We start from the raw sequence: 25856 nt of genomic DNA on the forward strand, positions 1-25856 counted from the left end.
CACTGTAGCAACACTTGGCCGGCAACGCATGTGACATGGCGCAACACATCGCCCGCGGCGGCCAGCGGTTTGAGTAGCCCGCGGCTTTACTGTTAAATAGGCACGGTGCCACCCGTGCGGATTGCCATTGCCGGGTGCATAGGCTGGCTGCCACGTGTTCGCGCGCTACACCTCATGCGCACCGTGCTGCCCGCTCTTCCTGTGATCGGCCTTATCAACTGTGAGCCAACCCCATGTTCAAGATCGTCCATCTGGTGACGGGCATGGCAGCCTTGCTGCTATCGCTCATACCCAGCCTGAAAACCGACGCGACACCCTTCCTGCAACAACCCGATGCGGTCTACCTGGCCTTGCTCGGCCTGCTCAACCTGGTGCTGGCCCCGGTCGTACCCCTTTACTACCGCGGCGCCCGGCAACAACTGCAGCACCTGGCCTGTGCCCTGCTGGTGGTGGCCGTGGTATTGCAAACCCTGACGCTGCTGGCCCGCCCGGAAATGGGCAACCTGGCCGCCCTGGTCTGCGCGGCGCTGGCCGTGGCCGTGCACCTGGCCGTTGGCTTTGCCCGCAGCCCGCGCAAGCCACGCGCCAGCCAGCACACCGCGCAAGACGCTGGCAACCGTGATACCGGCACGGTCAAGTGGTTCAATACGTCCAAAGGCTTCGGCTTCATCTCGCGCGACTCGGGCGAGGATATCTTCGTGCACTTTCGCGCCATTCGCGGTGAAGGCCACCGCATCCTGGTCGAAGGCCAGCGCGTGGAGTTTTCTGTGATGCACCGTGACAAGGGCCTGCAGGCCGAGGATGTGGTTGCGGTAACACGCCGCTGATTCCATCTGCAGCAACCATCCTTGTGCCGGCGCGAGCATGCCCGCGCCCGCACAAGGATCAATAATGAGGCGGCGGCGCCTCGTCCCCTTCGCTGCCGTACTGGCCAACCATCTCTTCGTAACGCTTGATCAGCTCGGCCATTTGCAACTGCAGCCGATCGATCACCCGCCCCTGCTCGACCACGACGTCGTTCAGCGCCTGGATGGTGTCATCCTGGAACGCCTGGCGGGTTTCCAGTTCGATCACTCGCAACTCCAGCGACATGTCAGGCCTCCTTATAACCGTCGAGTTGCAGCCCGCGCAGGCGCTGGCGAATGGCCTGCACCTGCGCGTCGGTGTAGGCCACCGCCGTGCACTTGCCCCAAACCGGTGCCGGCCAGGCGGCGTCGTCGCGCTGGCGCACGATCACGTGCATGTGCAACTGGCTGACCACGTTGCCGAGGGTGGCCACGTTCATCTTGTCGGCGCCGTAGCTGGCCTTCAGCGCTTCGGCCAGGCGAGTGGTTTCCTGCCACAACTGCTGCTGCTCGGCAGCGTCGAGCTCGAACAGTTCGCTGATACCTGCGCGCTTGGGCACCAGGATGAACCACGGATAATTGGCATCCTTGCTCAGCAACAGCTGGCACAGCGCAAATTCCCCCAGCACCAGGGAATCCTGCTGCAAACGCGAATCGAGGACGAACACGGCAAATCTCCTTCAGGCAGAACCAACCCGCGGCACGCGGAAAACAGGCCTGCAAGGATACCTTGCACATTCCCGGTAACACAGCGCTACTTTTCGCACCAAAATGAGGCCGCCCGCACACCCCGCACCCCACTCGCCACCCCACAAATGACACTGCATGAACAAGTTGCGGTAACACATTGACTTTAATGGCAGCTTTCCAGTTTTTAATGATTCTCGGCTGCAACAAACATCGAAGCAGCTGCGGCCCCGTATTTACGGCACTTTCCGACCTTCGGTAGCGGGTTTTGTGAAAATTTCATGAAGCGTTGCGAATTTTGAGCACGCTTGTTGCATTCCTTTCACGCAGGTCGGCACGGCACCTGCAACGCCAGGTGGCGCGACAAATAACAACAGCGGCATTGGTTACCAGGGAGTTCTGCAACCGGAATCGGCAGTTACCGATTCATGACGGTGACAGGAACAGCGCTGGGGTTGTACGGCCCTTAAACCGGGGCGTGATTTGCGACATGGAACTACCTGAAAGCGACATGGTGAAAAAGTTCCGCAAAGGATGTTTATAGCCATATCGCCAACAACAGTCAGCGTGCTATACATTTTCGCCGACATAACAAGAAAGAGCTGCTCCATATAACTAAAAAACTTGGACGCAGCGGTACTCTTCCTAAAAACCAAAGGAGCAAATCACGATGCGCGTGATGAAGTGGAGCATGATCGCCCTGGCCGTTGCGGCAGGGACCTCGCAGTTGGCAGTGGCCTCGTCCCAGGACGAGTCCAAAGGTTTCATCGAAGACAGCAAGCTGAACGTCAAGACCCGCATGCTGTACTTCAGCCGTGACTTCCGTAACAACGAAGGCGGCCAGAGCCGTCGCGAAGAAACCGGCCTGGGCTTCCTCGGCACCTTCGAGTCCGGCTTCACCCAAGGCACCGTAGGTGTGGGTGTGGACGCCATCGGCATGCTCGGCCTGAAACTGGACAGCGGCAAGGGCCGTGCCGGCACCGGCCTGTTCCCGACCGGCTCCGACGGCCGTTCGCAGGACGACTACTCCAAGGGCGGCGCTGCGGTCAAATTCCGCATCTCCGACACCGTGCTGAAAGTGGGTGACCAGTTCACCGCGCTGCCGGTCTTCGCCACCGACGACAGCCGCCTGCTGCCAGAAATCGCTCAGGGCACCCTGATCACCAGCAACGAAATCGACGGCCTGACCCTGCACGCCGGTCACTTCACCAGCCTGACCGCCCAGGAGCAGACCAACCGCGACAGCTTCCGCCTGAAGGAAGCCAACGTGGTCGGTGGTACCTACGCCTTCACCGACAACCTCAGCACCAGCCTGTACTACTCGAAGGTTGAAGACTACTGGCGCAAATACTACGCCAACGTCAACTGGGCGCTGCCGATCTCCGACAAGCAAGGCCTGGTGTTCGACTTCAACATCTATGACACCAAGAGCGAAGGCTCGGCCGAATACCGCGCGTTCGATGGCGACAAGCTGGACAACCGTGCATTCAGCCTGTCGGGCGCCTACAACATCGGCGCTCACACCTTCACCCTGGCCTACCAGAAAGTTACCGGTGACGGCGACTACGGCTACGGCATCGACGGTGGCGGCACCATCTTCCTGGCCAACTCCGTTGCCCGCTCCGACTTCAACGCCGAAGACGAGAAATCCTGGCAGGCTCGCTACGACCTGAACTTCGCCGAGTACGGCATCCCGGGCCTGACCTTCATGACCCGTTATGTCCGTGGTACCGATGCCAATGTCACCGGCACCAGCAACGGCAAGGAATGGGAACGCGACGTCGATGTCAAGTACGTGCTGCAGAGCGGCCCGGCGAAAGACCTGAGCTTCCGCCTGCGTCAGGCCACCTACCGTTCTTCCGATGGCACCTACTACGATTCCCCATCGATCGACGAACTGCGCCTGATCGTGGAGTACCCGCTGAGCATCCTGTAAGCCTGGCTTGCAGTGCCCCGCACCTGAAAAAGCCCGGCGATCACGCCGGGCTTTTTCTTGGCTGACAAGTGTCACGCCCTGGGGCATCCTGTACGCCTTCGTTTCGCCCCCGTACAATGCGGGGTCAATTCAATGTCTTAGGCAATCGACACGGCTCCCCATGCGCACCAGTCAATATTTGCTCGCCACCCAGAAAGAAACCCCTGCCGACGCAGTGGTCATCAGCCATCAGCTCATGCTGCGTGCCGGCATGATCCGCAAACTGGCCTCCGGCCTGTACACCTGGCTGCCGATGGGCTTGCGGGTGATGCGCAAGGTCGAGGCCGTGGTGCGTGAGGAAATGAACGCCGCCGGCGCCCTGGAAGTGCTGATGCCCAGCATCCAGCCCGCCGAACTGTGGCAGGAATCCGGCCGCTGGGAACAGTACGGCCCCGAGCTGCTGCGCCTGAAGGACCGCCACCAGCGCGACTTCTGCGTCGGCCCGACCCACGAAGAAGTGATCACCGACCTGGCCCGTAACGAGCTGTCCAGCTATAAACAGCTGCCGCTCAACATGTACCAGATCCAGACCAAGTTCCGTGACGAGATCCGCCCGCGCTTCGGCCTGATGCGCGGCCGCGAGTTCATCATGAAGGACGCCTACTCGTTCCATGCCGACCAGGCTTCCCTGCAGGAAACCTACGACCGCATGCACCAGGCGTACAGCAACATCTTCACCCGCCTGGGCCTGGACTTCCGCCCGGTGCAGGCCGACACCGGCTCGATCGGCGGCAGCTACTCGCACGAGTTCCATGTACTGGCCGAGTCCGGTGAAGACGATGTGATCTTCAGCGACAGCTCCGACTACGCCGCCAACATCGAGAAGGCCGAGGCCATCCCGCGCGAAACCGTGCGCCCCGCCCCTACCGAGGAGCTGCGCCTGGTCGATACGCCGAACGCCAAGACCATCGCCCAGCTGGTGGAAAACTTCGGCCTGCCGATCGAGAAGACCGTCAAGACCCTGATCGTGCGCGGCGCCGAAGAAGGCAAGCTGGTTGCACTGATCGTGCGTGGCGACCATGAGCTCAACGAAATCAAGGCGGCCAAGCTGGAACAGGTTGCCGACCCGCTGGTCATGGCCACCGACAGCGAACTGCGCGAGGCCATCGGTGCCGGTGCCGGTTCGCTCGGCCCGCTTAACCTGCCGCTGGAAATCGTCATCGACCGTTCGGTTGCCCTGATGAGCGACTTCGGCATCGGCGCCAACATCGACGACAAGCACTACTTCGGCGTGAACTGGGAGCGCGACCTGCCGGTTCCACAGGTCGCCGACCTGCGCAACGTGGTCGAAGGCGACCCGAGCCCGGACGGCCAGGGCACCCTGGTGATCAAGCGTGGCATCGAAGTGGGCCACATCTTCCAGCTGGGCACCAAGTACAGCGAAGCGCTGAAGTGCCAGGTACTGGGCGAGAACGGCAAGCCGGTCACCCTGGCCATGGGCTGCTACGGTATCGGTGTGTCCCGCGTGGTCGCCGCCGCCATCGAGCAGAGCTATGACGACAAGGGCATCATCTGGAACGACGCCCTGGCGCCGTTCCAGATCGCCCTGGTGCCGCTGCGCTACGAAACCGACGTGGTCCGCGAGGCGACCGACAAGCTGTACGCCGAACTGACCGCCGCCGGCTTCGAAGTGCTGCTGGACGACCGCGACAAGAAGACCAGCCCAGGCATCAAGTTTGCCGACATGGAGCTGATCGGCATCCCGCACCGCATCGTCGTCAGCGATCGCGGCCTGGCCGAAGGCAACCTGGAGTACAAGCATCGCACCGAGCAGGACGCCCAGGCGTTGCCGCTCGATGAAGTGCTGACCTTCCTGCAGGCCCGCGTTCGCCGCTGATAACCAATGCACGAGTGATCATGTTCAAGCGAAGTACCTTTCCCCTGGGGGGCGCCGCACTGTGCGGCGCCCTGCTCGTCAGCGGTTGCGCCAACCAGATGTCCCAGCGCAGCGACCATGAGGAGCGCGTCGAGCGCAAACTGCTCGAGCACACCCTGCAGATCGATGTCGGCGAGCCGAAGGTCATGGAGCTTCCGCAACGGCGTGTGCGCGTGCATGAGCAGAAGCGCTTCGAAGTCACCGAATTCGAAGTCACCCGCAGCTACGACCGCTACACGCCATACCAACCCTGGCGGGAGATCTACGAGATCCCGCTGGGTGCGGTGGCCGTGGTGGCGGGCGTGGGTGCCAATGTGGTCAACGTCTTCGCCCTGGGCAACCTGCCGGAAAGCGTCACCCACGACTGGCTCAGCTACGGCGTGGACGGGCTCAACCCGTTCATGAACGTGCCGTCCAACGGCCGCGCCCAGCAGAACCTGGCTGGTATCAGCGAAGTGCAGAAAGGCAAGCGCGAGGAATCGACCAGCGTGCCCTGGAGCGAGCGCCTGGTCGAGGTCAAGGCCGGCCGGATGACCCACGAGCTGACCACCGACAGGAACGGCGTGCTGCGCCTGAACCTGCTCGACAGCCCGTTCTCCGAGCAGAACCTCAACCACATCGGCACCCTGCACCTGGGCGTGGTCGACGAGGACAACGCGGTACGTGGCGATGCCAGCCTGCTGGTCAGCGCCACCCTGCGCAACAAGCTGCTCGAAGCCCATGAGCTGATCTTCGATGACCTCGAGGATGACGATGTCGGGCAATGGGTACACCGGGTCAAACGCTTGTCCGAGCTGGGCCTGGAAGAAGAAGCCAGTGAAATGGAACAGAGCCTGATCGAACTGACCCGCAACGACCCGGAGCTGCAGCAGGAGTTTCTGCAATCGCTGACCAAGGCCACCGGCCGGTTGGTGGCTGATCCGGGTGTGCAATAACTGCTCCCTGTGGGAGCGGCCTTGTGTCGCGAAAGGGCTGCAGAGCAGCCCCGACAATTGATGCATCACTGCTGAAACCTGGGGCCGCAGCGCGGCCCGGGCCTTCATTTAGGCGGAAACAGCTCCAGCTGTTCATGCGCCCCGCGCAAGTCGCGCAACCTCACCCCTACCCCCAGCAAGCGCACCGGCTTGCCACCACGGGCAAACGCCTGCCCCAGCAACTGTCGATAGCTTTCCAGGTCCCTGCCCGCCCCCGCCTGTTCCAGGGTGGTCTGGCTGAAGTCATGGAACTTGACCTTGACGAAGGGTTTTTCCGGCCGGTAACTGCTGTCCATACGGGCGATACGCGCGTCCAGGCTTTCCAGTAGTTCGGGTAGCCGTGCCAGGCAACTGGCCAGGTCCGGCAGGTCGGTGTCGTAGGTATTTTCCACGCTGACCGATTGCCGGCGGCTGTCATTGTGCACTGCACGCTCGTCGATACCCCGCGCCAGCCCCCACAAACGCTCGCCAAAACTGCCGAATTCGCGCACCAGCGCCAAACGCGACCAGTCGCGCAGCTGCAGGCAGGTTTCGATACCCAGGCGTGCCAGCTTGTCTGCCGTTACCTTGCCCACCCCGTGCAGCCTGGCTACCGGCAAGGCGGCGACGAAAGCCTCCACCTCACCCGGGGTAATCACGAACAGGCCATTGGGCTTGCGCCAGTCGCTGGCGATCTTGGCCAGGAACTTGTTCGGCGCCACGCCGGCCGAAACGGTGATATGCAAGGTGCGGGCAACGCGTCGGCGGATGTCTTCGGCGATGCGCGTGGCGCTGCCCGCATACCACTGGCTGTCGCTCACATCCAGGTAGGCCTCGTCCAGCGATAACGGCTCGATCAGCTCGGTGTAGTCGCGAAAGATCGTGTGGATCTCCCGCGAAGCCTCACGGTAGGCCTCGAAACGCGGCTTGACGATCAGCAGGTCGGGGCACAGCTTCAGCGCGTGCCGCGACGACATGGCCGAACGCACGCCATAGGCACGCGCCTCATAGTTGCAGGTGGCGATCACCCCGCGATGGTCAGGCGAGCCCCCCACTGCCATGGGCCGCCCGGCAAGGCGCGGGTCGTCACGCATTTCGATGGCGGCGTAGAAGCAATCGCAGTCGACATGGATGATCTTGCGCAAGGACATGGATGACCGTCAGCACTGTAAATTCATACAGATAGTATCGCATGCGTACTGTTGTGAAACAGCTCACCCGCATCGGCACACGATAATCGGCCTGGAAGCCCCGCCGCGCCTGAGCTGCACCCATTTGAAGACGCTAAGGGTTTGAACAAAAAAGGTTTTTTCAGAACATTTGCTTGACAATGGGAAGCAAATCCGTAGAATTCGATCTCACAGGCGCGGGATGGAGCAGCCTGGTAGCTCGTCGGGCTCATAACCCGAAGGTCGTCGGTTCAAATCCGGCTCCCGCAACCATATTCGTCAGAACAAACCCCGCCTGTGTAACAGCAGCGCGGGGTTTGTTGTTTTCGCCCCTCTGCTTTTTCCTCGCCTTGAATTCCCTCGCCCTCAGCCCCCCCCCAGGCTAGAGATGGCGTGCCCTGGATGAACTATCTTTAACCCGGCCAGGCCGCTGCAAGCGCCCGACGCCGGAGTAACATGGGATACGTTTTTCTAAGGGACTTTCACTTGGCCGCACCTTCCCCTCACCTCGCGCTGCTTGCCCGAGGCAACCCATGACTTCGCCAAACCCAGAACCCGCAGCGCCGCTCGCCTCGGCGCTGCCGGGGGCCGTGCAGCGCCTGCCGCTGCTCGAGCGCCTGAGCCGCTACCGTCAGCCCATCAGCCTGGCAGTGACCCTGGTGCTGTTCACCATGGCCTTGATCGCCTGCCGCCACCTGCTGAGCGAGCTGGATATCTATGCCTTGCACGATGCCATGCTCAGCGTACCGACCCAGTCACTGCTGGGTGCCTTGCTGGCAACCGTGGCCGGTTTCCTGATTCTGCTGGGTTACGAGTGGTCGGCCAGCCGCTATGCCGGTGTGAAACTGCCGCTGCCCAGCCTGCTGCTGGGCGGCTTCAGTGCCTTTGCCATCGGCAATGCCATCGGCCTGTCGATGTTGTCGGGAGGTTCGGTGCGCTACCGCCTGTATGCGCGGCAAGGGGTCGGCGCAGGCGAAGTGGCGCGGATGAGCGTGTTCGCCAGCCTTTCGCTGGGCTGTGCGCTACCGCCCCTGGCCGCCTTGGCGACCCTGAGCGACCTGCCGGCGGCCTCGGCCGCACTGGGTCTGGCGCCGGGCTTGCTGGCGGCTATCGCCATCGCCGTGCTGGTGCTGTGCAGCGTGCTGGTGTTCGGCCTGTACCGCCGGCGCCTGGCCGAACAGCCACTGGCCGATAACCTGCTGGTGCAGCTAGGCCGGCGCACACTGCGCCTGCCCGGCGCCCGCCTGAGCGCCCTGCAACTGCTGATCACCGCACTGGATGTCGCGGCTGCCGCCACCGTGCTGTACCTGCTGCTGCCCGAGGCACCGCCGTTCGGTGCGTTCGTGCTGGTCTACCTGTTGGCGCTGGCCGCCGGGGTGCTCAGCCACGTACCCGGTGGCGTCGGGGTGTTCGAAGCGATCCTGCTGGCGGCCTTCGCCGACCAGCTTGGCGCGGCGCCACTGGCAGCGGCGCTGCTGCTGTATCGGCTGATCTACGTGGTGCTGCCGCTGCTGCTGGCCTGTGTGCTGCTGCTGGCCAACGAGGCCCGGCGCCTGCTGTTCGCGCAACAGGCGATCAAGGCTGCGTCCGGGTTGGCGGCGCCGATTCTGTCGATTCTGGTGTTCCTGTCCGGGGTAGTGCTGCTGTTCTCCGGGGCCACGCCAGAGATCGATACACGCCTGGAACACATGGGCTTTCTGGTGCCGCACCGCCTGATCGATGCCTCGCACTTCGGTGCCAGCCTGATCGGCGTGCTGTGCCTGCTGCTGGCCCAGGGCCTGCGCCGGCGTCTGTCCGCCGCCTGGCTGTTGACCACCGTGCTGTTGCTGGTCGGTGCCCTGCTGTCGCTGCTCAAAGGTTTCGATTGGGAGGAAGCCTGCCTGCTGACCCTGACGGCCGCCCTGCTCGCCCTGTTCCGTCGCTCCTTCTACCGCCCCAGCCGCTTGCTCGAGCTGCCGTTCTCGCCGGTGTTTCTGGTAGCCAGCGCCTGCGTGCTTGGCGCATCGGTGTGGCTGCTGCTGTTCGCCTACCAGGATGTGCCCTACAGCCATCAGCTGTGGTGGCAGTTCACCCTGGATGCCGACGCCCCGCGCGGCCTGCGCGCCGCCATGGGCAGCGCCTTGCTGCTGGCGGCGGTAGCCCTGACCTGGCTGCTGCGCACGGCACCACCGGTGATCCACCTGCCCGATGAACAGGAACTGCAGCGCGCCAACCGCATTCTGCTTGCCTCTGACCAACCCGATGGCGGCCTGGCGCTGACCGGCGACAAGGCGTTGCTGTTCCACCCGGCCGACAACGCCTTTCTCATGTACGCGCGGCGCGGCCGCAGCCTGGTGGCGCTGTACGACCCGATCGGCCCGGCCCAGGAGCGCGCCGAGATGATCTGGCAGTTCCGCGACCTGTGCGACCTGCACCATGCCCGCCCGGTGTTCTACCAGGTGCGTGCCGAGAACCTGCCGTTCTATATGGACATCGGCCTGACCGCGCTGAAGCTGGGCGAAGAAGCCCGGGTCGATTTGCGCCGCTTCGACCTGGAAGCCAAGGGCAAGGAGATGAAAGACCTGCGTTACACCTGGAACCGCGGCGGCCGTGACGGCCTGACCCTGGAAATCCACGAACCCGGCCATGCGCCCCTGGCAGAGCTGAAAGAAATTTCCGATGCCTGGCTGGCCGGCAAGAACGTACGCGAGAAAGGCTTCTCGCTGGGACGCTTCAGCGCGGACTACCTGCAACACTTCCGCATTGCCCTGATCCGCTTCCAGGGCCGGCCGGTGGCCTTCGCCAACCTGCTCGAAACCCATGGCAACGAACTGGCCAGCCTCGACCTGATGCGTGCGCACCCCGAGGCGCCGAAGCTGACCATGGAATTCATGATGATCGGCCTGATCCTGCATTACAAAAGCCATGACTACGCCCGCTTCAGCCTGGGCATGGTGCCGCTATCCGGGCTGCAGCCGCGGCGTGGCGCGCCCCTGACCCAGCGTCTGGGCTCGATGGTGTTTCGCCGTGGCGAGCAGTTGTACAACTTCCAGGGGCTTCGCCGCTTCAAGGACAAATTCCAACCGGACTGGGAACCCCGCTACATGGCCGTGCCGGCCGGGCTCGACCCGCTGGTAGCGCTGGCCGACACTGCCGCCCTGATCGCGGGCGGCCTGACTGGATTGGTGAAACGTTGATGAGCAGACGCTTTTGGCTGTACCTGCTGGTTCCTCTGCTGCTGGCTGCCCTGGGCGGGGCGCTAGCGTTCTGGCTGTGGACGCGCCCGGCCCCCGAGCCGCGCCTGGAGCAACTGGGCATGAATGATACCCGTATCACCCGCGTCACCCCTGGTGTGCACCCCAAGGCCCGGGTGGCCATCGGTGTACCCCAGGGCCAGGCGCTGAGCGACCGGCAGTTGCTGGACCTGGCCCAGGCCGGCGAAGCGCAGCTGGTGCAAGTGATTTTGCCGCCCAGCGACTGCAACAAGCAGCAACAGGCGCTGGACCTGGCCCTGGCGCAGTTGCCGGAAAAGCCGACCCTGGTCGCCGGTATCGGCCCTGGCGCCGCCCAGGCCTGGCGCTGGCTGGCCAGCCAGAACGACGACAAGGCGCGGGCGATTTCCGTGGATTTCAGCCTGGAGCAACCGGGCTGCCAGGCGCCGCTGCCGAAGGCCGCCGCCCACGGCCACTGGAACGTTGCCTGGAACGACAACCCGGATGATGCCAGCGCCGCCTTCGTGCGCGACCAGGCCAATGCCGAAACCAGCATCAGCGACTATGACATCCACCTGCCCCAGGTGCTCAAGGCCCAGCTGACCCAGGCCCTGGTCGGCCACGACGGCAACACCTTGGCCATCCCGGTGGTGGAGGTGCCCGCCGGGCAGACCACCGACACGGTGACCCTGTTCCTCTCCGGTGATGGTGGCTGGCGTGACCTGGACCGCGATGTGGCCGGGGAAATGGCCAAGCTGGGCTATCCGGTGGTGGGCATCGACACGCTGCGCTACTACTGGCAGCACAAGACCCCGGAGCAGAGCGCCGCCGACCTGTCCGAGCTGATGCAGCACTACCGGCAGAAATGGGGCACCAAGCGCTTCGTGCTGACCGGCTATTCGTTCGGTGCCGATGTACTGCCTGCGATCTACAACCGCCTGCCGGCCGAGGATCAGCAGCGTATCGACGCCGTGATGTTGTTGGCCTTTGCCCGCAGCGGCAGCTTCGAGATCGAAGTCGAAGGCTGGCTGGGCAAGGAAGGCCAGGAAGCCCCGACCGGGCCGGAAATGGCCAGGCTGCCGGCGGCCAAGGTGGTTTGCGTGTATGGCGTGGAGGAAAGCGACGAAAGCGGTTGCACAGATACCACGGCGGTCGGCGAGCGCTTGAAGCTGCCGGGTGGTCACCACTTCGACGAAAACTACCCGGCGCTGGCCAAGCGCCTGATCGGCGAGATCGAGACACGCCAGGGCAAATCGAGCGTGGCGGCGCAGAACTGATAGCAACCTGTGTGGGAGCGGCCGTGGCCGCGAACACCGGCGAAGCCGGTGTCATCCACCGCGCCGCCTGCTTCGCGGGCACGCCCGCTCCCACAGGTACGACGCTGACTTCGGGTTCACACGGTACCTGTGGGAGCGGCTTTAGCCGCGAACACCGGCGCAGCCGGTGCCATACACCGCGCCGTCTGCTTCGCGGGTGAACCCGCTCCCACATGCCCCGGGCTCACGCGATAATCTGTGGGAGCGGCCGCGGCCGCGAACACCGGCGAAGCCGGTGCCATCCACCGCGCCGCCTGCTTCGCGGGTGAACCCGCTCCCACATGCCCCGGGCTCACGCGAACACCGGCGCAGCCGGTGCCATCCACCGCGCCGTCTGCTTCGCGGGTGAACCCGCTCCCACATGCCCCGGGCTCACGCGATAATCTGTGGGAGCGGCCGTGGCCGCGAACACCGGCGAAGCCGGTGCCATCCACCGCGCCGCCGGCTTCGCGGGCACGCCCGCTCCCGCCAGGATCAGATCTCGACCTGGGTCCCCAGTTCGATCACCCGGTTCAGCGGCAAGTTGAAGAAGCGCAGGTTACCGTTGGCGTTCTTCAGCAGGAAGGCAAACAGATTGCCCCGCCAGCGCGACATGCCTTCAAGCCGTGACGCAATCACCGTCTCGCGGCTGAGGAAGTAGGTGGTACGCATCGGCGTGAAATCCAGCGCTTCCAGATGGCACAGTTTCAACGCCGCCGGCACGTCCGGTTCGTCCATGAAGCCGAAGTGCAGCAACACGCGGAAGAACCCGTCGCCATACGCCTCCACTTCAAAGCGCTCCTGTTCCGGCACCCGCGGCCGGTCTTCGCTGACCACGGTCAGCAGCACCACCTGGCTGTGCAACACCTGGTTATGCAGCATGTTGTGCAACAGCGCATGGGGCACGGCATCGGAGCGCGCCGTGAGGAACACCGCCGTGCCTTCGACCCGGTGCGGCGGCTGAATGCGGATACTGCTGATGAACAACTGCAGGGGCAGCGCGCCTTCGTCGATACGCTCCACCAGGATCTGCTTGCCGCGCTTCCAGGTGCTCATCAACAGGTACAGCACGCCGCCGGCCAATACCGGGAAAGCACCACCCTGGACAATCTTCGGCACGTTGGCGGCAAAGAACAGCCCATCCACGAACAGGAAGCCCAACAGGATCGGCACCGCCAGCACCGGTGGCCACTTCCACAGCAACAGCATCACCGCCGAGACCAGGATGGTGGTCATCAGCATGGTACCGGTCACCGCCACGCCGTAAGCCGCCGCCAACGCGCCGGACGACTCGAAACCGATCACCAGCAATACCACGCCGACCATCAGCGTCCAGTTCACCGCACCAATGTAGATCTGCCCCTGTTCGTCGCTGGAGGTGTGCTGGATCTGCATGCGTGGGATGTAACCCAGCTGGATCGCCTGGCGAGTCAGCGAGAAAGCTCCCGAGATCACCGCTTGCGAGGCGATCACCGTGGCCAGGGTGGCCAGCCCGACCAACGGCAGCAGCGCCCAGCCTGGCGCCAGCAGGTAGAACGGGTTACGGGCTGCCTCAGGGCTCTGCAGCAGCAACGCACCCTGGCCAAAATAGTTGAGCACCAGCGCCGGTAGCACCAGGATGAACCAGGCCCGGGCGATCGGCTGGCGGCCAAAGTGGCCCATGTCGGCGTACAGCGCCTCGGCACCGGTCAATGCCAGCACCACCGCGCCGAGGATGGCCACGCCCATGCCGGGGTGGACCACGAAGAAGTTCACCGCCCAGACCGGGTTGAACGCCCTGAGCACTTCCGGGCTCTGCGAGATGCCATGCACCCCCAGCGCGCCCAGGGCCACGAACCAGGTGACCATGACCGGGCCGAACAGCTTGCCGATTTTCTCGGTGCCGTGCTTCTGCACCAGAAACAGCGCCACCAGCACCACCAGCGAAATCGGCACTACCCAGTGGTCGATGCCGTCAAAGGCCAGGCCCATGCCCTCCACCGCCGACAGCACCGACACCGCCGGGGTGATCATGCTGTCGCCGTAGAACAGCGAAGCACCGATCAGCCCGCACACCACCATCAGCGTACGCAAGCGCGGGTAGGCCGCCGTGGCCCGTCGCGCCAGTGCGGTCAACGCCATGGTGCCGCCCTCGCCCTGGTTGTCGGCGCGCAGGATGAACATCACGTACTTGAACGAGACCACCCACAGCAGCGACCAGAGGATCAGCGACAGGATCCCCAGTACGCCATCATGGTTGACCGGTACCCCATAACCACCGCTGAAGACTTCCTTGAGGGTATACAAGGGGCTGGTGCCGATATCGCCATAAACCACCCCGACCGCTGCCACGAGCAGGCTCAGCGACCGCGTCGCTCCCTGCCTCCCCTGGTGCCCGCCCTCGGCGTGACTGCTTGCCTGAACCATCGACCACTCCCGCAGACGGCCCGTCAAGGCCAGTAGAATTTACACCTGCGTTTCGGGACCACTGTTGTCCCTGTCGCAATGGCGCGAAGCATAGCGCAGCGTTCGTCGTATTTCTGCTGGTCAAGCGCCCCTTCGCTCGCTAGAATTGCGCACTTTTTGATCAGAGGCGCCCACAGCGCCCGTCAAGATCGCCCCCGATTCCGGCCGGGCGACCTGCATTCAATACCGAGGTTAGTCATGTCCACCACGCCCGCCACCCCCAAGGTAGGTTTCGTAAGCCTGGGTTGCCCGAAAGCCCTGGTCGATTCCGAGCGCATCCTGACCCAGCTGCGCATGGAAGGCTATGAAGTCGTGCCCACCTATGAGGACGCCGATGTGGTGGTGGTCAACACCTGCGGCTTCATCGACAGCGCCAAGGCCGAGTCGCTGGAAGTGATCGGCGAAGCGATCAAGGAGAACGGCAAGGTCATCGTCACCGGCTGCATGGGCGTCGAGGAAGGCAGCATCCGTGATGTGCACCCGAGCGTGCTGTCGGTCACCGGCCCGCAGCAGTACGAACAAGTGGTCAACGCCGTGCACGAAGTGGTGCCACCACGCCAGGACCACAACCCGCTGATCGACCTGGTGCCGCCGCAGGGCGTCAAGCTGACCCCGCGCCACTATGCGTACCTGAAAATTTCCGAAGGCTGCAACCACAGCTGCAGCTTCTGCATCATCCCGTCGATGCGCGGCAAGCTGGTCAGCCGCCCGGTCGGCGAAGTGCTGAGCGAGGCCGAGCGCCTGGTCAAGGCCGGGGTCAAGGAGATCCTGGTGATTTCCCAGGACACCAGCGCCTACGGCGTCGACGTCAAGTACAAGACCGACTTCTGGAACGGCCGCCCGGTCAAGACGCGCATGCTCGAACTGTGCGAAGCGCTGAGCAGCCTGGGCGCCTGGGTTCGCCTGCACTATGTGTACCCGTACCCGAACGTCGACGACATCATCCCGCTGATGGCCGCCGGCAAGGTACTGCCGTACCTGGACATCCCGTTCCAGCATGCCAGCCCGAAAGTGCTCAAGGCCATGAAACGCCCGGCCTTCGAAGACCGCACCCTGGCGCGGATCAAGAACTGGCGCGAGCAGTGCCCGGAGCTGGTAATCCGCTCCACCTTCATCGTCGGCTTCCCGGGCGAGACCGAGGAAGACTTCCAGTACCTGCTCGACTGGCTGACCGAAGCCCAGCTCGACCGCGTGGGCTGCTTCCAGTACTCGCCGGTGGAAGGCGCGCCGGCCAACGACCTGGGCCTGGAAGAAGTGCCGGACGATGTCAAGCAGGACCGCTGGGACCGCTTCATGGCCCACCAGCAGGCGATCAGCGCCGCCCGCCTGCAAATGCGCATCGGCAAAGAAATCGACGTGCTGATCGATGAGGTGGAAGAACAGGGCTCGGTTGGCCGCAGCTTCTTCGATGCCCCGGAAATCGACGGCAGCGTGTTCATCGATGGCGACCACGGCTTCAAGCCTGGCGACAAAGTGCGTTGCCGTGTGGTGGATGCCGACGAATACGACATGTGGGCTGAACCGGTCTAAACGGCTGGCGCCTGAAAGCCCCTGCCCCGTCATCCCCCAGGGATGCACCGGCGCAGGGGCTTTTTTTCGTCAGAACGTGTGAAACAGCATCAGGCCGCCCTCGGCATCCGGGCTGGCATCCGAAAAGCCCTTCACCGCGTAGAGCTGGACTTTCCACTGCCGGTTGAGCTTGTGGGTGAGAAACACGGTCAGCTCGCGGATTGACGAACCGGTCGCAACCACTTTCTGCCGCCAGTCGTAGGAGGCGCCCGCCGATGTGCCGGTGGCCACCGGGATGGCAAAGCCGAGGCTGGCCAACAGCGGGTCGTCGAAATCGCTGCCGGGCGGGTCGCCGAACTTCTTCCAGCCCAGCGTGGCGAAGCCGGTAACCGGGCCAAAGCGCCTGGCGAGGTCGACCTGGGCGGTGTAATCGTATTCGCCAGTACCCAGGCACTGGTCCTCATCGGCAGTGGGAAATTTGACCTTGCCGATCAGGTCCAGCAGCAGGCCGCCGTCGCTGCCATCTAGCAGCGCGTAGCCGGCACTTGCGACCGTGTCACCCAGTCCGCTTTCCACTGCATGGCAACCACCAGGCAAGGGGTCGCCATTGGGGCCTACCTCAGGGTTGGTGATGCGCAGCCAGGGTACGGTGACCTTGTAGGTCATGGGGCCGGTTTCGTATTTGCCGACGACCGGGACGTACCAGATTTCCGAAGTGCTGCCCGTGCCGTAGTCGCCAGTCGAATAGTCCATGCCGAGGGCGGTGCTGAAGGTATCGGCCGAAGCGCTCACGCTGGTGCATGCCAGCAGGCAGGCGAAAAGAGGGAGCATGGGCCTCATCCAGCACCTCGGTATCCCGTGGGGAAGTGTGATCGCACTTACCCAGCCTAGTTGGCTAATGCCCGGATCGCTCCGGATGCTCCACTTTTCCGCTTTTCTCCAGTGTTTCCGGCATCTCGGGCCGTTCTGCTTGCTCTACTTTGTCGACTTTTTCAGGCGTTTCGACTTTTTCCACCCGCTCGATTTTTTCCGGCTTCCCGGCTTTCTCCACCTGCTCGACCTTGTCCACTTTCTCCAGCTCGAGCTTTTCTACCCGCTCAGCGCTACCACTTCCGCTGCGCTCGGGCCGCTGCACGGTGTCAACGGGCTCTGACTTCCCGGACCTGTCCACGCGATCCGTGCGGTCCCCCCCACTGGAATCGTCAACGCCGTGGTCGTCCTGGCGTTCAGTGCGAACGTCGGTCGCATCGCGCCCGCCATGCCCGCTGTTAGCGGAGCCTGCCGAATCACTGGCGCCGTGCTCGTCGCCACGCCGCGAACCCTCTCTGCGCGGGTTATCGGCCTGCTCGTCAGGCAATTCTATGCGGGTTGCCTGCAGCTCGTGCTTGCCACTGAACACCCCGCTCACCCGCACACGTTGGTCCAGCGCCCAGGCCGCTGGCGGCTTGCCGACGATCACCGTGCCCTGCCCCAGCGTCACCTTGATACCTGCAACCATCAGCTGTCGGGCCTGACTGCGCTGCACCAGCCCCTCGATCACGACGTTGTGCACCCGCCCGGCAAACGGCAGGCTCGGGTCTGGACGGGTTTGCGCCACTTCCAGCTGGCGCCCGGTCCACTGCCCGCGCACCAGCACTTCCCGCGCGGGAGCCACACGGCTGCCCAGCTTCAGCCCCTGGAGGCTGCCGCTAGCATCGACCGCACCGATGGCACTGGCCTGCTTGAGCCCCGGCGCCCGTTCGATGCGGCTGGCCACCACTTGGCCTTTGGCATCGCGCAGGCCACTGACCCTGACCGGCTCGCCCGCGCGCAGCCCTTCAGCCACCCGCGCCCCTGGCGCCAGCCGTACAGCCTGGCCCATGACCCGCAGCGATGTCGAAGCATCAGGCAGCGCCGTCAGCGGCCCTTCGTAAACGTTGAGAATCGCGATGCGCCCAGCCTGCAGGCCGCGCCGGGTGGCAAAGGCCTCCACCGCGACAACCTGCCCGATGGCCAGCTGCGCGCTGCTGGCAGGCGCACCGTTTGCACTCACTGCCACGTCTTGGCCAATGTGCACTTCCAGGCCATTGACACAGATCGAGGCAAACCCGGTGATGGTGCCGACGATGCCCGTACCACCGGTACCGCCTGGGCGCAGGATGGGCGCACCAGTGCCGCCCACGCCACCATTTTCATCGCGTACGCCGGTACCGCCGACACCGCCCGTGCTGGCCCCGGTCCCCCCCGTTCCGCCAGGAAACTGCCAGCCCGCGGCCCCCGCCATGCCCACTTCGTCACGGCTGACACACAGCGGGGCCGCCGTCACCTCGGCAGGCAGCAACAGGTTCAGCCCGCAACCCAGGGCCAGCGTGACGACACTGAGGCAGCGCGCGAGGAAAGTCATGGCTCTGGCGTCTTCGGCAGATCGGGGTCGGTAGTTTCAGTGTAGAAATAAAGCCCGACAGTGATGCGCTGACGCTGCCCGGGGGCTGGCTGATCGGCACTTTCCAGCTCGGATGCGAGCCGGCTGAGGCCCAGCAACGTCTGCATGCCGTCCCTGGCGACCACCTCGCGCAGGTGCTCGACACTGGCCGGGCTCAGGGCATCGTAGTGCACGCTGCGCTCGAAGAACGGCTGGCCCTCGGTGCTCAGGTTATGCACCGCGGCGCAGGCATGGTCATGCAGGTTGTGGCCGAAGTACGCAGCCTTTTCATCGAAGCCCTTCTGCGGCACGAAGGCCTGGGCCTCGAGGTGCACACGGTCGTGTTCGTCGAGCCGGACGATGCCCAGGCGCAACCACTCGTCCAGCACCACCCGCCCGCGGATATCGGTGCTGACCTTCGCCACCAGGGCATCGAAAGAGCATTCGCCGCCAACGCTCGCCAGGCGCGGCAACGCCAGTGCCTGGCCGGGCGCTGCGCAGAACGGCCTGGTCTCGGTCCACAGCTGGACCAGCTGGGCGCCCAGGGTGATGTTGGCCGGCAGCGCCGCGAGCGCCAGCTCACCGTCGCTGCGCAAGCGCCGCACATCCTTGCGATGCACGCCCGTAAGCAGGCTGATGCGGCTGTCGCTCGGCGCGGTGCCGTCCAGGCCGAATTCGCGATGGGCGACGTCGACGAACACCCCTTTGAGCAAGTCGGTGAACATCGTGTAGGTCACCCCTTTGCGCAGCATCAGCCGTACCAGCGGGCGCATCACGCGCCGCAGTGCGCTTGGCATCGAAGGGGGCAAGGTGGGCGATTGCATCGAGCGCATCTCTGGCCAGGTGGTCCCAGTGTACGGCGCGGGAAAACATCCCACACCCAGTGTGAGCGTATCGTCAATACAAGGAGGAAAAGCCGACCGGCGGTGCGCCTGCTATGTTTGCCTTATCGCCATGGAGGGAACCCCAGGATGCCTTCGCTACTGACGCTGCAAACCCCGCGCCTGAGCGACTACGACGAGCTGGTACAGGTGTGGGAGGACTCGGTACGCGCCACCCATGACTTTTTGCCGGAAGGCTACATCATCCTGCTGCGCGAACAGGTACTGCGCCGCTATCTCGACGCCGTGATGCTCATCTGCTGCAAGGACCGCCAACGCATCTGCGGTTTCGCCGGGGTCGCCAACGGGCGGGTGGACATGCTGTTCATCGCCCCGGCCTACCGCGGCCAAGGGGTGGGCAAGCGCCTGCTGCGCTATGCGATCGACGAACTGAATGCCGAGCGCCTGGACGTCAACGAACAGAACCCGCAAGCCTTGGGCTTCTACCTGCATCAAGGCTTCGAGGTGATCGGCCGTTCGGCAACCGACGGCCTGGGGCAACCCTACCCCTTGCTGCACATGCGCCTGCGCAAAACGGCGTAAATGACACAGATTCCCAGCCCGTACGCCGCGCGGGCAGGTACAATGCAGGTCTTTCCCTGCCTTTGCGAATGACCGTCATGTCCGAACCCGTCCGCCTGTCCAAACGCCTTATCGAGCAGCTTGGTTGCTCCCGTCGCGAGGCCGAGCTGTATATCGAAGGCGGCTGGGTCACGGTCGATGGCGTGGTGGTCGAGCAGCCGCAGTTCAAGGTCGACCAACAGCGCGTCGAACTGCTGCCCGGTGCCCGTGCCGAAGCGCTGGAGCCGGTCACCCTGCTGCTGAACCAGCCGGCCGGCATCGACAGCGAAACCGCCCGCCTGGGCATCAACCTGGGCACCCTCAGCGAAGCCCACCGCGAAGGCGTGCGCGCCTTGCACGGGCATTTTGCCCGGCAAACCTGCGTGGCGCCGCTGGAACGCGGTGCCAGCGGCCTGCAGGTGTTCACCCAGGACTGGCGGGTCAGCCGCAAGATCGACGCCGACCTGCGTCGCCTGGAACAGGAATTCATCGTTGAAGTACGCGGCGAGACCACGCCCCAGGCGCTGGAACGCCTGGCGCGCGGCGCTACCCGCAATGACCGTGAACTGCCCAAGGCCAAGGCCAGCTGGCAGAACGAGACCCACCTGCGCATGGTCCTGAAAAACCCGCAGCCAGGGCAGATTGCCGAGCTCTGCGCCTACCTGCGCCTGGAGCTGCTAGGCATGCGCCGCATTCGCCTGGGGGGCGTGTCGATGGGCAAGCTGCCCCTGGGCCAGTGGCGCTACCTGGCCACTACCGAACGTTTCTAAGCAATACGCCGCGCCCACCGGTGCGGCACTGAACAGGATTCTGCAGCAATGAACCACAACGATGTCCTGCGCAGCCTGCGCTACATGCTCAAGGTGAACGACGCCAAGATGGCCGAAATCATCGGGCTATCCGGCCTCGACGTGCATCCCCTGGTGCTGGCCACCTACCTGAAGAAAGAAGACGAGGAAGGCTTCGTGCGCTGCCCGGAACGGGTCATGGCGCACTTTCTCGACGGCCTGGTGATCTACCGCCGTGGCAAGGATGATAGCCGCCCGCCGCAGCCGGTCGAGTTGCCGGTGACCAACAACCTGATCCTCAAGAAGTTGCGGGTAGCCTTCGAACTCAAGGAAGACGACCTGCATGCGATCCTCAAGTCGGTCAACTTCCCGGTCAGTAAGCCCGAACTCAGCGCCCTGTTCCGCAAGGCTGGCCACGACAACTACCGCCCGTGCGGCGACCAGTTGCTGCGCAACTTCCTCAAGGGCCTGACCGTGCGCGTGCGTGGCTGAGTGACCATGCAGCATACGGTCACCCCGGTCGGCATCGTCCGCTCCTGCTTCAAGGAGAAATTCGCCATCCCGCGCCAGCCGCAACTGGCGCCCGCCGCGCGCGGCGTGCTGCAGCTGCTGCCGCCGTTCGACCAAGGTGACGCTGTGGAGGGCCTGGAGCAGGTCAGCCATGTCTGGCTGCTGTTCCTGTTTCACCAGGCGCTGGAAGACAAACCGCGCTTGAAAGTGCGGCCTCCGCGTCTGGGCGGCAACAAGAGCATGGGCGTGTTCGCCACCCGCGCCACGCACCGGCCCAATGGCATCGGCCAGTCGGTGGTGCGCCTGGAAGGCGTGGAGCCCGGGCGCCTGCTGCTTTCGGGGATCGACCTGCTCGATGGCACGCCGGTGCTGGACATCAAGCCCTATGTGCCGTACGCCGACAGCATCGCCGCCGCCCGCAACCAGATGGCCAGCGCAGCGCCGGCCGCGATCAGCGTGCAGTGGGCCGACAGCGCGCTGCCCCAGGCCCGTGAACATGCGCTGCGCCTGGGTGAGCCGCTGGTGGAACTGATCGAGCAGTGCCTGGCGCAGGACCCACGGCCGGCCTACCAGGTGCCACCGGCGGAGCGGGTGTACGGGGTCAGGTTCTGGGATGTGCAGGTGCGCTGGCATTACCCGCAGCCGGAGGAAATCCGGGTGCTGGAGGTGGTGCTGGCCTGAAAGCTGTGCGCAACCCTTGTGTGGGAGCGGGCAAGCCCGCGAAGCAGGCGACACGGTGGATGGCACCGGCTGCGCCGGTGTTCGCAGCCACGGCCGCTCCCACAGGGATCGCGCCAGCTTTCAGAAATTGACCGCGTAGGCATGAAAAAGGCGACCCTTGGGACGCCTTCTCATTTCAGCGTTTTCGCGATCAGCGCGCCGGGCCTTCAGCCACGCCCAGGTCATCAGTCGGGCGGGTATCGATCAGCGGGCCGCCACCGGAGGCCAGCTCCGACGCCAGCTTGTCGTTGTCCATCTCCTTCACCCACTTGGCCACCACCACGGTGGCAACCGCGTTGCCCACCAGGTTGGTCAGGGCGCGGGCTTCGGACATGAAGCGGTCGATGCCGAGAATCAGTGCCAGGCCGGCAACCGGCAGGTGGCCCACGGCCGACAGGGTGGCAGCGAGGACGATGAAGCCCGAGCCGGTAACGCCGGCAGCACCCTTGGAAGCCACCAGCAGCACCAGCAGCAGGGTGATCTGGTGGGTGATGTCCATGGTGGTGTCGGTGGCCTGGGCAATGAACACCGCAGCCATGGTCAGGTAGATCGAGGTGCCGTCGAGGTTGAACGAGTAACCGGTCGGGATGACCAGGCCAACCACCGATTTCTTCGCGCCCAGGCGCTCCATCTTGGCCAGCATGCGTGGCAGGGCCGACTCCGAGGACGAAGTGCCCAGCACGATCAGCAGCTCTTCACGGATGTAGCGGATCAGCTTGAGCACACTGAAACCGTGGGCGCGGCAGATACCGCCCAGCACCACCAGCACGAACAGCAGGCAGGTGATGTAGAAGCAGGCCATCAGGTAGCCCAGCTGCACCAGCGAGCCGACGCCGTACTGGCCGATGGTGAAGGCCATGGCACCGAAGGCACCGACCGGGGCCAGCTTCATGATCATGTTGATGATGTTGAACATGACATGGGCGAAGCGGTCGATCATGTCCAGCACCGGCTTGCCGTAGCTGCCCAGGCGGTGCAGGGCGAAGCCGAACAGCACGGAGAACATCAGCACTTGCAGGATGTCGCCGTTGGCGAAGGCGCCGACCACGGTGTTGGGGATGACGTTGAGCAGGAAGCCGACGGTGGTCTGCTGCGCGCCGGCGGCGGCGTAGGCAGCCACGCTGCTGGCGTTCAGGGTGCTGACGTCGATGTGCATGCCAGCGCCCGGCTTGACCACGTTGACCACGACCAGGCCGATGATCAGGGCGATGGTGGAGACGATTTCGAAGTACAGCAGCGCGTAGCCGCCGGTCTTGCCGACCGACTTCATGCTCTGCATGCCGGCGATGCCGCTGACCACGGTACAGAAGATGATCGGCGCAATGACCATCTTGATCAGTTTGACGAAGCCGTCACCCAAGGGTTTGAGGGCGACGCCGGTTTCCGGGTAGTAGTGGCCGAGCAGGATGCCGATGGTGATGGCGACCAACACCTGGACATACAGGGATTTGTACAGCGGCTGACGTGTCGTCATGGCTAATTTCCTCGAGTGTGCCGGCTCACCCTTCCCAGGGCGATGGGGCACCTGAATCGCTAACCCTCCTGCACATGGAGGGATTTGTCGTTGTATTCGAGCTGCCTGGGCAGGCCTCTGCGAGGATCAATAGCAAGGGTGGTGCCAAAATGCCCAGCAAGGGTGCAAGGCCCGTGTTTGCTAGGGATGAATGCCCAACGACGGGGCGATTTGCCTGAGGAATGCTGGCGGTTTTCCGCCCGGTGGCGGGATTTGTACAGGGGCATTGGCGGGAATCCGCCCATCATCAATAGCCTGGGCTGGCCTCTTCGCGGGTAAACCCGCTCCCACAGGTAAAACACAGGATTCAATTACAGCGCAGTTCTGTGGGAGCGGGCGAGCCCGCGAAAGGGCCAGCCCAGGCTACAAATTAATCAAGACTGAAACTGATTCGGAACGCCGCCCCGCCCAACGGCGAATCGCCCAGGCTGAGTTCGGCGTCATAGCTGTCGACGATATCCTTGACCACCGCCAACCCGATGCCCTGCCCCGGGTGCTGGCTGTCCAGGCGCTCGCCGCGCTCCAGAATGCGCTCACGCTGGTCGGCCGGCACCCCCGGCCCGTCGTCCTCGACACACAGGGTCAAGCGCCCCGGCGCCTGCTCCAGGCTCACGCGCACCTGGCCCAGGCTCAAACGGTAGGCGTTCTCCAGCAGGTTGCCCAACAGCTCCAGCAACGCGCCCTGCTCCATCGGCACCTGCGCCGCCTCGGGCAGGTGCAGGGTCACGTTCACCTGCTTGTCGCGATAGACCTTGGCCAAGGTGCTACACAAGCTGTCGAGCACCGGCCGCAATGCCACGCTGTGGCGGACCAGGCCACTCTTGCGCAGGCTGGCGCGTTGCAGCTGGTAGTCGATCTGCTGGCTCATGCGCTCGATCTGCCTTTGCAGCACGCGCGCCTGCTCGCGCTCGCCGCTGCGCTGCTGCAGGCTTTCACCCACGCCCTGCAACACCGCCAGCGGGGTCTTCAGGCTGTGCGCCAGGTCATCGAGCGAATCGCGATAGCGCTGGCGCTGCTCGCGCTCGCTGCGCAGCAGGCGGTTCAACGAACCGGTCAGGCGCAGCAGTTCACGCGGGTGTTCGCGGCTCAGGCCATCGCGCGCGCCCGACTCCACTTCATCCAGCTCGCGGCTCAGCCGGCGCAACGAACGCAGGCCCCAGGTCAGGCCGGCCCACAACAACACCAGCAGCGCCAGCAAGGCCGCACCAAAGCCGAGGTAGAGCTTTTCGCGCAGGCCGTCGAGGGTGTGCTGGTACTCGCGCAGCGGTTGCAGGGCGACGATGCTGTAGGCCGCGCTCTGGCCACCCAACAGCTTGATCTCGACGTCGTAGACGAAAAATTCCTCGCCGTCGGCCTGGCGAATGCGGGCAAATTCGTTGCCGCGGCCGTCGTAGCGCGGGCTGTAGTTGATGTTCTGCGCGGCGGTGGCGCGCGACTGCCAGACCAGCCTGCCGTCGCGGTCGAAGATGTAGCCGAGCAGGCCGGTGTACGGCAGGTTGTAGCGTTCGTCCGGCAGCAGCGTCGGCATCTGCAACTGGCCATGTTCGATCCGCGCGGCGGAAATCAGCGTGGTCACATCCGAGGCCAGGCGTTGTTCGATCGACTCCTGCAGGGCCAGGCTGAAGGCCTTCTGCAAAGCCGGCAGCAGCGCCAGCATGAACAACAGCGCCAGCACCGCGGCGGCCAGCATCAGGCGCACCCGCAGCGAGCGGATCATCGGCAGCGCTCGGTGAACAGGTAGCCCAGGCCGCGCACGGTGTCGATGGGTCTGAAGCCGCGCTCGCCCTCGAGCTTGCGGCGCAGGCGGCCGACCAGCACTTCGATGACATTGGGGTCGCGTTCCTCGTCGCCCGGGTACAGCTGCTCCATCAGGCGCTCCTTGGCCACCACCTGCTGGTGATGGCGCATGAGGTATTCGAGGATGCGGTATTCGTAGGCGGTCAGGGCCAGGGGCTGTTCGTCCAGCGTCGCCTGCTTGCGGTTGAGGTCGAGCAGCAGCGGGCCGGCGGCGATGGTCGACTGGGTAAAGCCGCTGGAGCGGCGCAACAAGGCGTTCAGCCGTGCTTCGAGCTCTTCGAACTGGAACGGCTTGACCAGATAGTCGTCGGCCCCGGCGGCCAGGCCCTCGACCTTGTCCTGCCAGTTGCCGCGGGCGGTGAGGATCAGAATCGGAAAGGCCATGCCCTGGCTGCGCAGGCGCGTGATCAGTTCCAGGCCGCTGATGCCGGGCAGGCCCAGGTCGAGGATAGCCAGGTCGAAGTGGTACTGCCCGGCCTGGTACAGCGCCTCTTCGGCATTGGCGACGGCCTCGACCACATGGCCGCTTTCGCCCAGGCGGGTATAGAGGTGATGGCGAAGCAGGGCTTCGTCCTCGACCACCAGCAGTTTCATGTGCAGCTCCTTGATTTGCATTGCCTGTACCGGCCCATTAGCGGGGGCCCCCCCCCCCCCCCCGGGGGGGGGGGGCCGCGGGGGGGGGGGGGGGGGGGGGGGGGGGGGGGGGGGCGCCCGGGGGGGGGGGGGGGGAAAAAATATTT

21 protein-coding genes and 1 tRNA gene are annotated in these 25856 nt (G+C 64.5%); 12 read left to right on the top strand and 10 right to left on the bottom strand.

Going from position 1 to position 25856, the window contains the following annotated elements; genetic code table 11:
• Positions 1-233: 233 nt before the first annotated feature.
• Entirely contained in the window at positions 234-827 is a 594-nt protein-coding gene (locus C6A77_RS26120; protein WP_114169718.1) for a cold-shock protein, read from the top strand.
• A 58-nt stretch (positions 828-885) separates the two neighbouring features.
• Here the strand turns inward: C6A77_RS26120 and C6A77_RS12360 are convergent, their stop codons facing one another.
• Together C6A77_RS12360 and C6A77_RS12365 are read right to left on the bottom strand one after the other, a co-directional pair.
• Entirely contained in the window at positions 886-1092 is a 207-nt protein-coding gene (locus tag C6A77_RS12360) for a SlyX family protein (protein ID WP_114169719.1), read from the bottom strand.
• Between the two features lies 1 nt (position 1093).
• Positions 1094-1513, bottom strand: a complete 420-nt coding sequence (locus tag C6A77_RS12365) for an HIT domain-containing protein (protein WP_114169720.1) — start codon at positions 1511-1513, stop codon at positions 1094-1096.
• Positions 1514-2202: 689 nt separating this feature from the next.
• On the opposite strand from C6A77_RS12365, the gene C6A77_RS12370 reads away from it, so the two are divergent.
• The 3 genes from C6A77_RS12370 to C6A77_RS12380 all read left to right on the top strand — a co-directional run bounded on the left by C6A77_RS12370 (position 2203) and on the right by C6A77_RS12380 (position 6318).
• Positions 2203-3468 carry an OprD family porin gene (locus tag C6A77_RS12370; protein ID WP_114169721.1) on the top strand — a complete coding sequence of 422 codons (1266 nt, stop codon included), beginning with the start codon at positions 2203-2205 and terminating at the stop codon, positions 3466-3468.
• 160 nt (positions 3469-3628) lie between these two features.
• Positions 3629-5344, top strand: a complete 1716-nt coding sequence (locus C6A77_RS12375; RefSeq protein WP_114169722.1) for a proline--tRNA ligase — start codon at positions 3629-3631, stop codon at positions 5342-5344.
• Between the two features lie 20 nt (positions 5345-5364).
• The gene (locus C6A77_RS12380; RefSeq protein ID WP_114169723.1) at positions 5365-6318 is read left to right on the top strand and encodes a hypothetical protein; all 954 of its coding nucleotides are present in this window, start codon (positions 5365-5367) and stop codon (positions 6316-6318) included.
• Positions 6319-6422: 104 nt separating this feature from the next.
• On the opposite strand, the gene dinB is transcribed toward C6A77_RS12380, so the two are convergent.
• Positions 6423-7481, bottom strand: a complete 1059-nt coding sequence (gene dinB / locus C6A77_RS12385; protein WP_161959666.1) for a DNA polymerase IV — start codon at positions 7479-7481, stop codon at positions 6423-6425.
• Positions 7482-7701: 220 nt separating this feature from the next.
• Here dinB and C6A77_RS12390 point away from each other — a divergent pair.
• From C6A77_RS12390 to C6A77_RS12400, 3 genes are all read left to right on the top strand, one after another.
• Positions 7702-7778 (top strand) — tRNA-Met (locus C6A77_RS12390).
• A gap of 260 nt (positions 7779-8038) precedes the next feature.
• A complete protein-coding gene (gene mprF, locus C6A77_RS12395; protein ID WP_114169725.1) occupies positions 8039-10681 on the top strand; it encodes a bifunctional lysylphosphatidylglycerol flippase/synthetase MprF in 2643 nt (880 codons plus the stop codon).
• Positions 10681-11973, top strand: a complete 1293-nt coding sequence (locus tag C6A77_RS12400; RefSeq protein ID WP_114169726.1) for an AcvB/VirJ family lysyl-phosphatidylglycerol hydrolase — start codon at positions 10681-10683, stop codon at positions 11971-11973. Before mprF ends, C6A77_RS12400 begins: the two co-directional genes overlap by 1 nt.
• A 513-nt stretch (positions 11974-12486) precedes the next feature.
• Here the strand turns inward: C6A77_RS12400 and C6A77_RS12415 are convergent.
• Complete coding sequence (locus tag C6A77_RS12415; RefSeq protein ID WP_114169728.1) at positions 12487-14397, bottom strand: potassium transporter Kup; 1911 nt, start codon at positions 14395-14397, stop codon at positions 12487-12489.
• Between the two features lie 237 nt (positions 14398-14634).
• On the opposite strand from C6A77_RS12415, the gene rimO reads away from it, so the two are divergent.
• Entirely contained in the window at positions 14635-15966 is a 1332-nt protein-coding gene (gene rimO / locus C6A77_RS12425) for a 30S ribosomal protein S12 methylthiotransferase RimO (RefSeq protein ID WP_114169729.1), read from the top strand.
• A 69-nt stretch (positions 15967-16035) separates the two neighbouring features.
• On the opposite strand, the gene C6A77_RS12430 is transcribed toward rimO, so the two are convergent.
• From C6A77_RS12430 to C6A77_RS12440, 3 genes are read right to left on the bottom strand one after another with little or no spacing between them, the layout of a single operon-like run.
• Positions 16036-16785, bottom strand: coding sequence for a hypothetical protein (locus C6A77_RS12430; protein WP_114169730.1), 750 nt, complete (start codon positions 16783-16785; stop codon positions 16036-16038).
• Between the two features lie 55 nt (positions 16786-16840).
• Positions 16841-18328, bottom strand: a complete 1488-nt coding sequence (locus tag C6A77_RS12435; protein ID WP_114169731.1) for a DUF5666 domain-containing protein — start codon at positions 18326-18328, stop codon at positions 16841-16843.
• Positions 18325-19170 carry a DUF6502 family protein gene (locus C6A77_RS12440; protein ID WP_114169732.1) on the bottom strand — a complete coding sequence of 282 codons (846 nt, stop codon included), beginning with the start codon at positions 19168-19170 and terminating at the stop codon, positions 18325-18327. The genes C6A77_RS12435 and C6A77_RS12440 overlap by 4 nt, the downstream gene beginning before the upstream one ends.
• A gap of 147 nt (positions 19171-19317) precedes the next feature.
• Here C6A77_RS12440 and C6A77_RS12445 point away from each other — a divergent pair, with 147 nt between their 5' ends.
• From C6A77_RS12445 to tsaA, 4 genes are all read left to right on the top strand, one after another.
• Positions 19318-19770: a GNAT family N-acetyltransferase gene (locus tag C6A77_RS12445; RefSeq protein WP_114169733.1), complete on the top strand. Its 453-nt coding sequence runs from the start codon at positions 19318-19320 to the stop codon at positions 19768-19770.
• Between the two features lie 77 nt (positions 19771-19847).
• The gene (locus C6A77_RS12450) at positions 19848-20558 is read left to right on the top strand and encodes an rRNA pseudouridine synthase (protein WP_114169740.1); all 711 of its coding nucleotides are present in this window, start codon (positions 19848-19850) and stop codon (positions 20556-20558) included.
• 48 nt (positions 20559-20606) lie between these two features.
• Complete coding sequence (locus C6A77_RS12455) at positions 20607-21068, top strand: DUF1456 family protein (protein ID WP_114169734.1); 462 nt, start codon at positions 20607-20609, stop codon at positions 21066-21068.
• Between the two features lie 6 nt (positions 21069-21074).
• A complete protein-coding gene (tsaA, locus tag C6A77_RS12460; RefSeq protein WP_114169735.1) occupies positions 21075-21767 on the top strand; it encodes a tRNA (N6-threonylcarbamoyladenosine(37)-N6)-methyltransferase TrmO in 693 nt (230 codons plus the stop codon).
• Between the two features lie 190 nt (positions 21768-21957).
• Here tsaA and C6A77_RS12470 read toward each other — a convergent pair whose 3' ends face one another.
• From C6A77_RS12470 to C6A77_RS12480, 3 genes are all read right to left on the bottom strand, one after another.
• Entirely contained in the window at positions 21958-23280 is a 1323-nt protein-coding gene (locus tag C6A77_RS12470; protein ID WP_114169736.1) for a dicarboxylate/amino acid:cation symporter, read from the bottom strand.
• A 409-nt stretch (positions 23281-23689) separates the two neighbouring features.
• Complete coding sequence (locus C6A77_RS12475; protein ID WP_114169737.1) at positions 23690-25036, bottom strand: ATP-binding protein; 1347 nt, start codon at positions 25034-25036, stop codon at positions 23690-23692.
• Entirely contained in the window at positions 25033-25710 is a 678-nt protein-coding gene (locus C6A77_RS12480; RefSeq protein ID WP_114169738.1) for a response regulator, read from the bottom strand. The genes C6A77_RS12475 and C6A77_RS12480 overlap by 4 nt, the downstream gene beginning before the upstream one ends.
• Between the last annotated feature and the right edge of the window lie 146 nt (positions 25711-25856).

It is taken from the genome of Pseudomonas sp. AFG_SD02_1510_Pfu_092 (assembly GCF_003331055.1).
GTDB lineage: Bacteria > Pseudomonadota > Gammaproteobacteria > Pseudomonadales > Pseudomonadaceae > Aquipseudomonas.

Coding starts and splice junctions, on each gene's coding strand:
- C6A77_RS12455 (WP_114169734.1), top strand. CDS start 20,607: ATGAACCACAACGATGTCCTGCGCAGCCTGCGCTACATGCTCAAGGTG.
- C6A77_RS12360 (WP_114169719.1), bottom strand. CDS start 1,092: ATGTCGCTGGAGTTGCGAGTGATCGAACTGGAAACCCGCCAGGCGTTC.
- C6A77_RS12445 (WP_114169733.1), top strand. CDS start 19,318: ATGCCTTCGCTACTGACGCTGCAAACCCCGCGCCTGAGCGACTACGAC.
- C6A77_RS12430 (WP_114169730.1), bottom strand. CDS start 16,785: ATGAGGCCCATGCTCCCTCTTTTCGCCTGCCTGCTGGCATGCACCAGC.
- C6A77_RS12400 (WP_114169726.1), top strand. CDS start 10,681: ATGAGCAGACGCTTTTGGCTGTACCTGCTGGTTCCTCTGCTGCTGGCT.
- C6A77_RS12435 (WP_114169731.1), bottom strand. CDS start 18,328: ATGACTTTCCTCGCGCGCTGCCTCAGTGTCGTCACGCTGGCCCTGGGT.
- C6A77_RS12415 (WP_114169728.1), bottom strand. CDS start 14,397: ATGGTTCAGGCAAGCAGTCACGCCGAGGGCGGGCACCAGGGGAGGCAG.
- C6A77_RS12440 (WP_114169732.1), bottom strand. CDS start 19,170: ATGCAATCGCCCACCTTGCCCCCTTCGATGCCAAGCGCACTGCGGCGC.
- C6A77_RS12450 (WP_114169740.1), top strand. CDS start 19,848: ATGTCCGAACCCGTCCGCCTGTCCAAACGCCTTATCGAGCAGCTTGGT.
- tsaA (WP_114169735.1), top strand. CDS start 21,075: ATGCAGCATACGGTCACCCCGGTCGGCATCGTCCGCTCCTGCTTCAAG.
- C6A77_RS12370 (WP_114169721.1), top strand. CDS start 2,203: ATGCGCGTGATGAAGTGGAGCATGATCGCCCTGGCCGTTGCGGCAGGG.
- C6A77_RS26120 (WP_114169718.1), top strand. CDS start 234: ATGTTCAAGATCGTCCATCTGGTGACGGGCATGGCAGCCTTGCTGCTA.
- C6A77_RS12480 (WP_114169738.1), bottom strand. CDS start 25,710: ATGAAACTGCTGGTGGTCGAGGACGAAGCCCTGCTTCGCCATCACCTC.
- mprF (WP_114169725.1), top strand. CDS start 8,039: ATGACTTCGCCAAACCCAGAACCCGCAGCGCCGCTCGCCTCGGCGCTG.
- C6A77_RS12375 (WP_114169722.1), top strand. CDS start 3,629: ATGCGCACCAGTCAATATTTGCTCGCCACCCAGAAAGAAACCCCTGCC.
- C6A77_RS12380 (WP_114169723.1), top strand. CDS start 5,365: ATGTTCAAGCGAAGTACCTTTCCCCTGGGGGGCGCCGCACTGTGCGGC.
- C6A77_RS12470 (WP_114169736.1), bottom strand. CDS start 23,280: ATGACGACACGTCAGCCGCTGTACAAATCCCTGTATGTCCAGGTGTTG.
- C6A77_RS12475 (WP_114169737.1), bottom strand. CDS start 25,036: ATGATCCGCTCGCTGCGGGTGCGCCTGATGCTGGCCGCCGCGGTGCTG.
- rimO (WP_114169729.1), top strand. CDS start 14,635: ATGTCCACCACGCCCGCCACCCCCAAGGTAGGTTTCGTAAGCCTGGGT.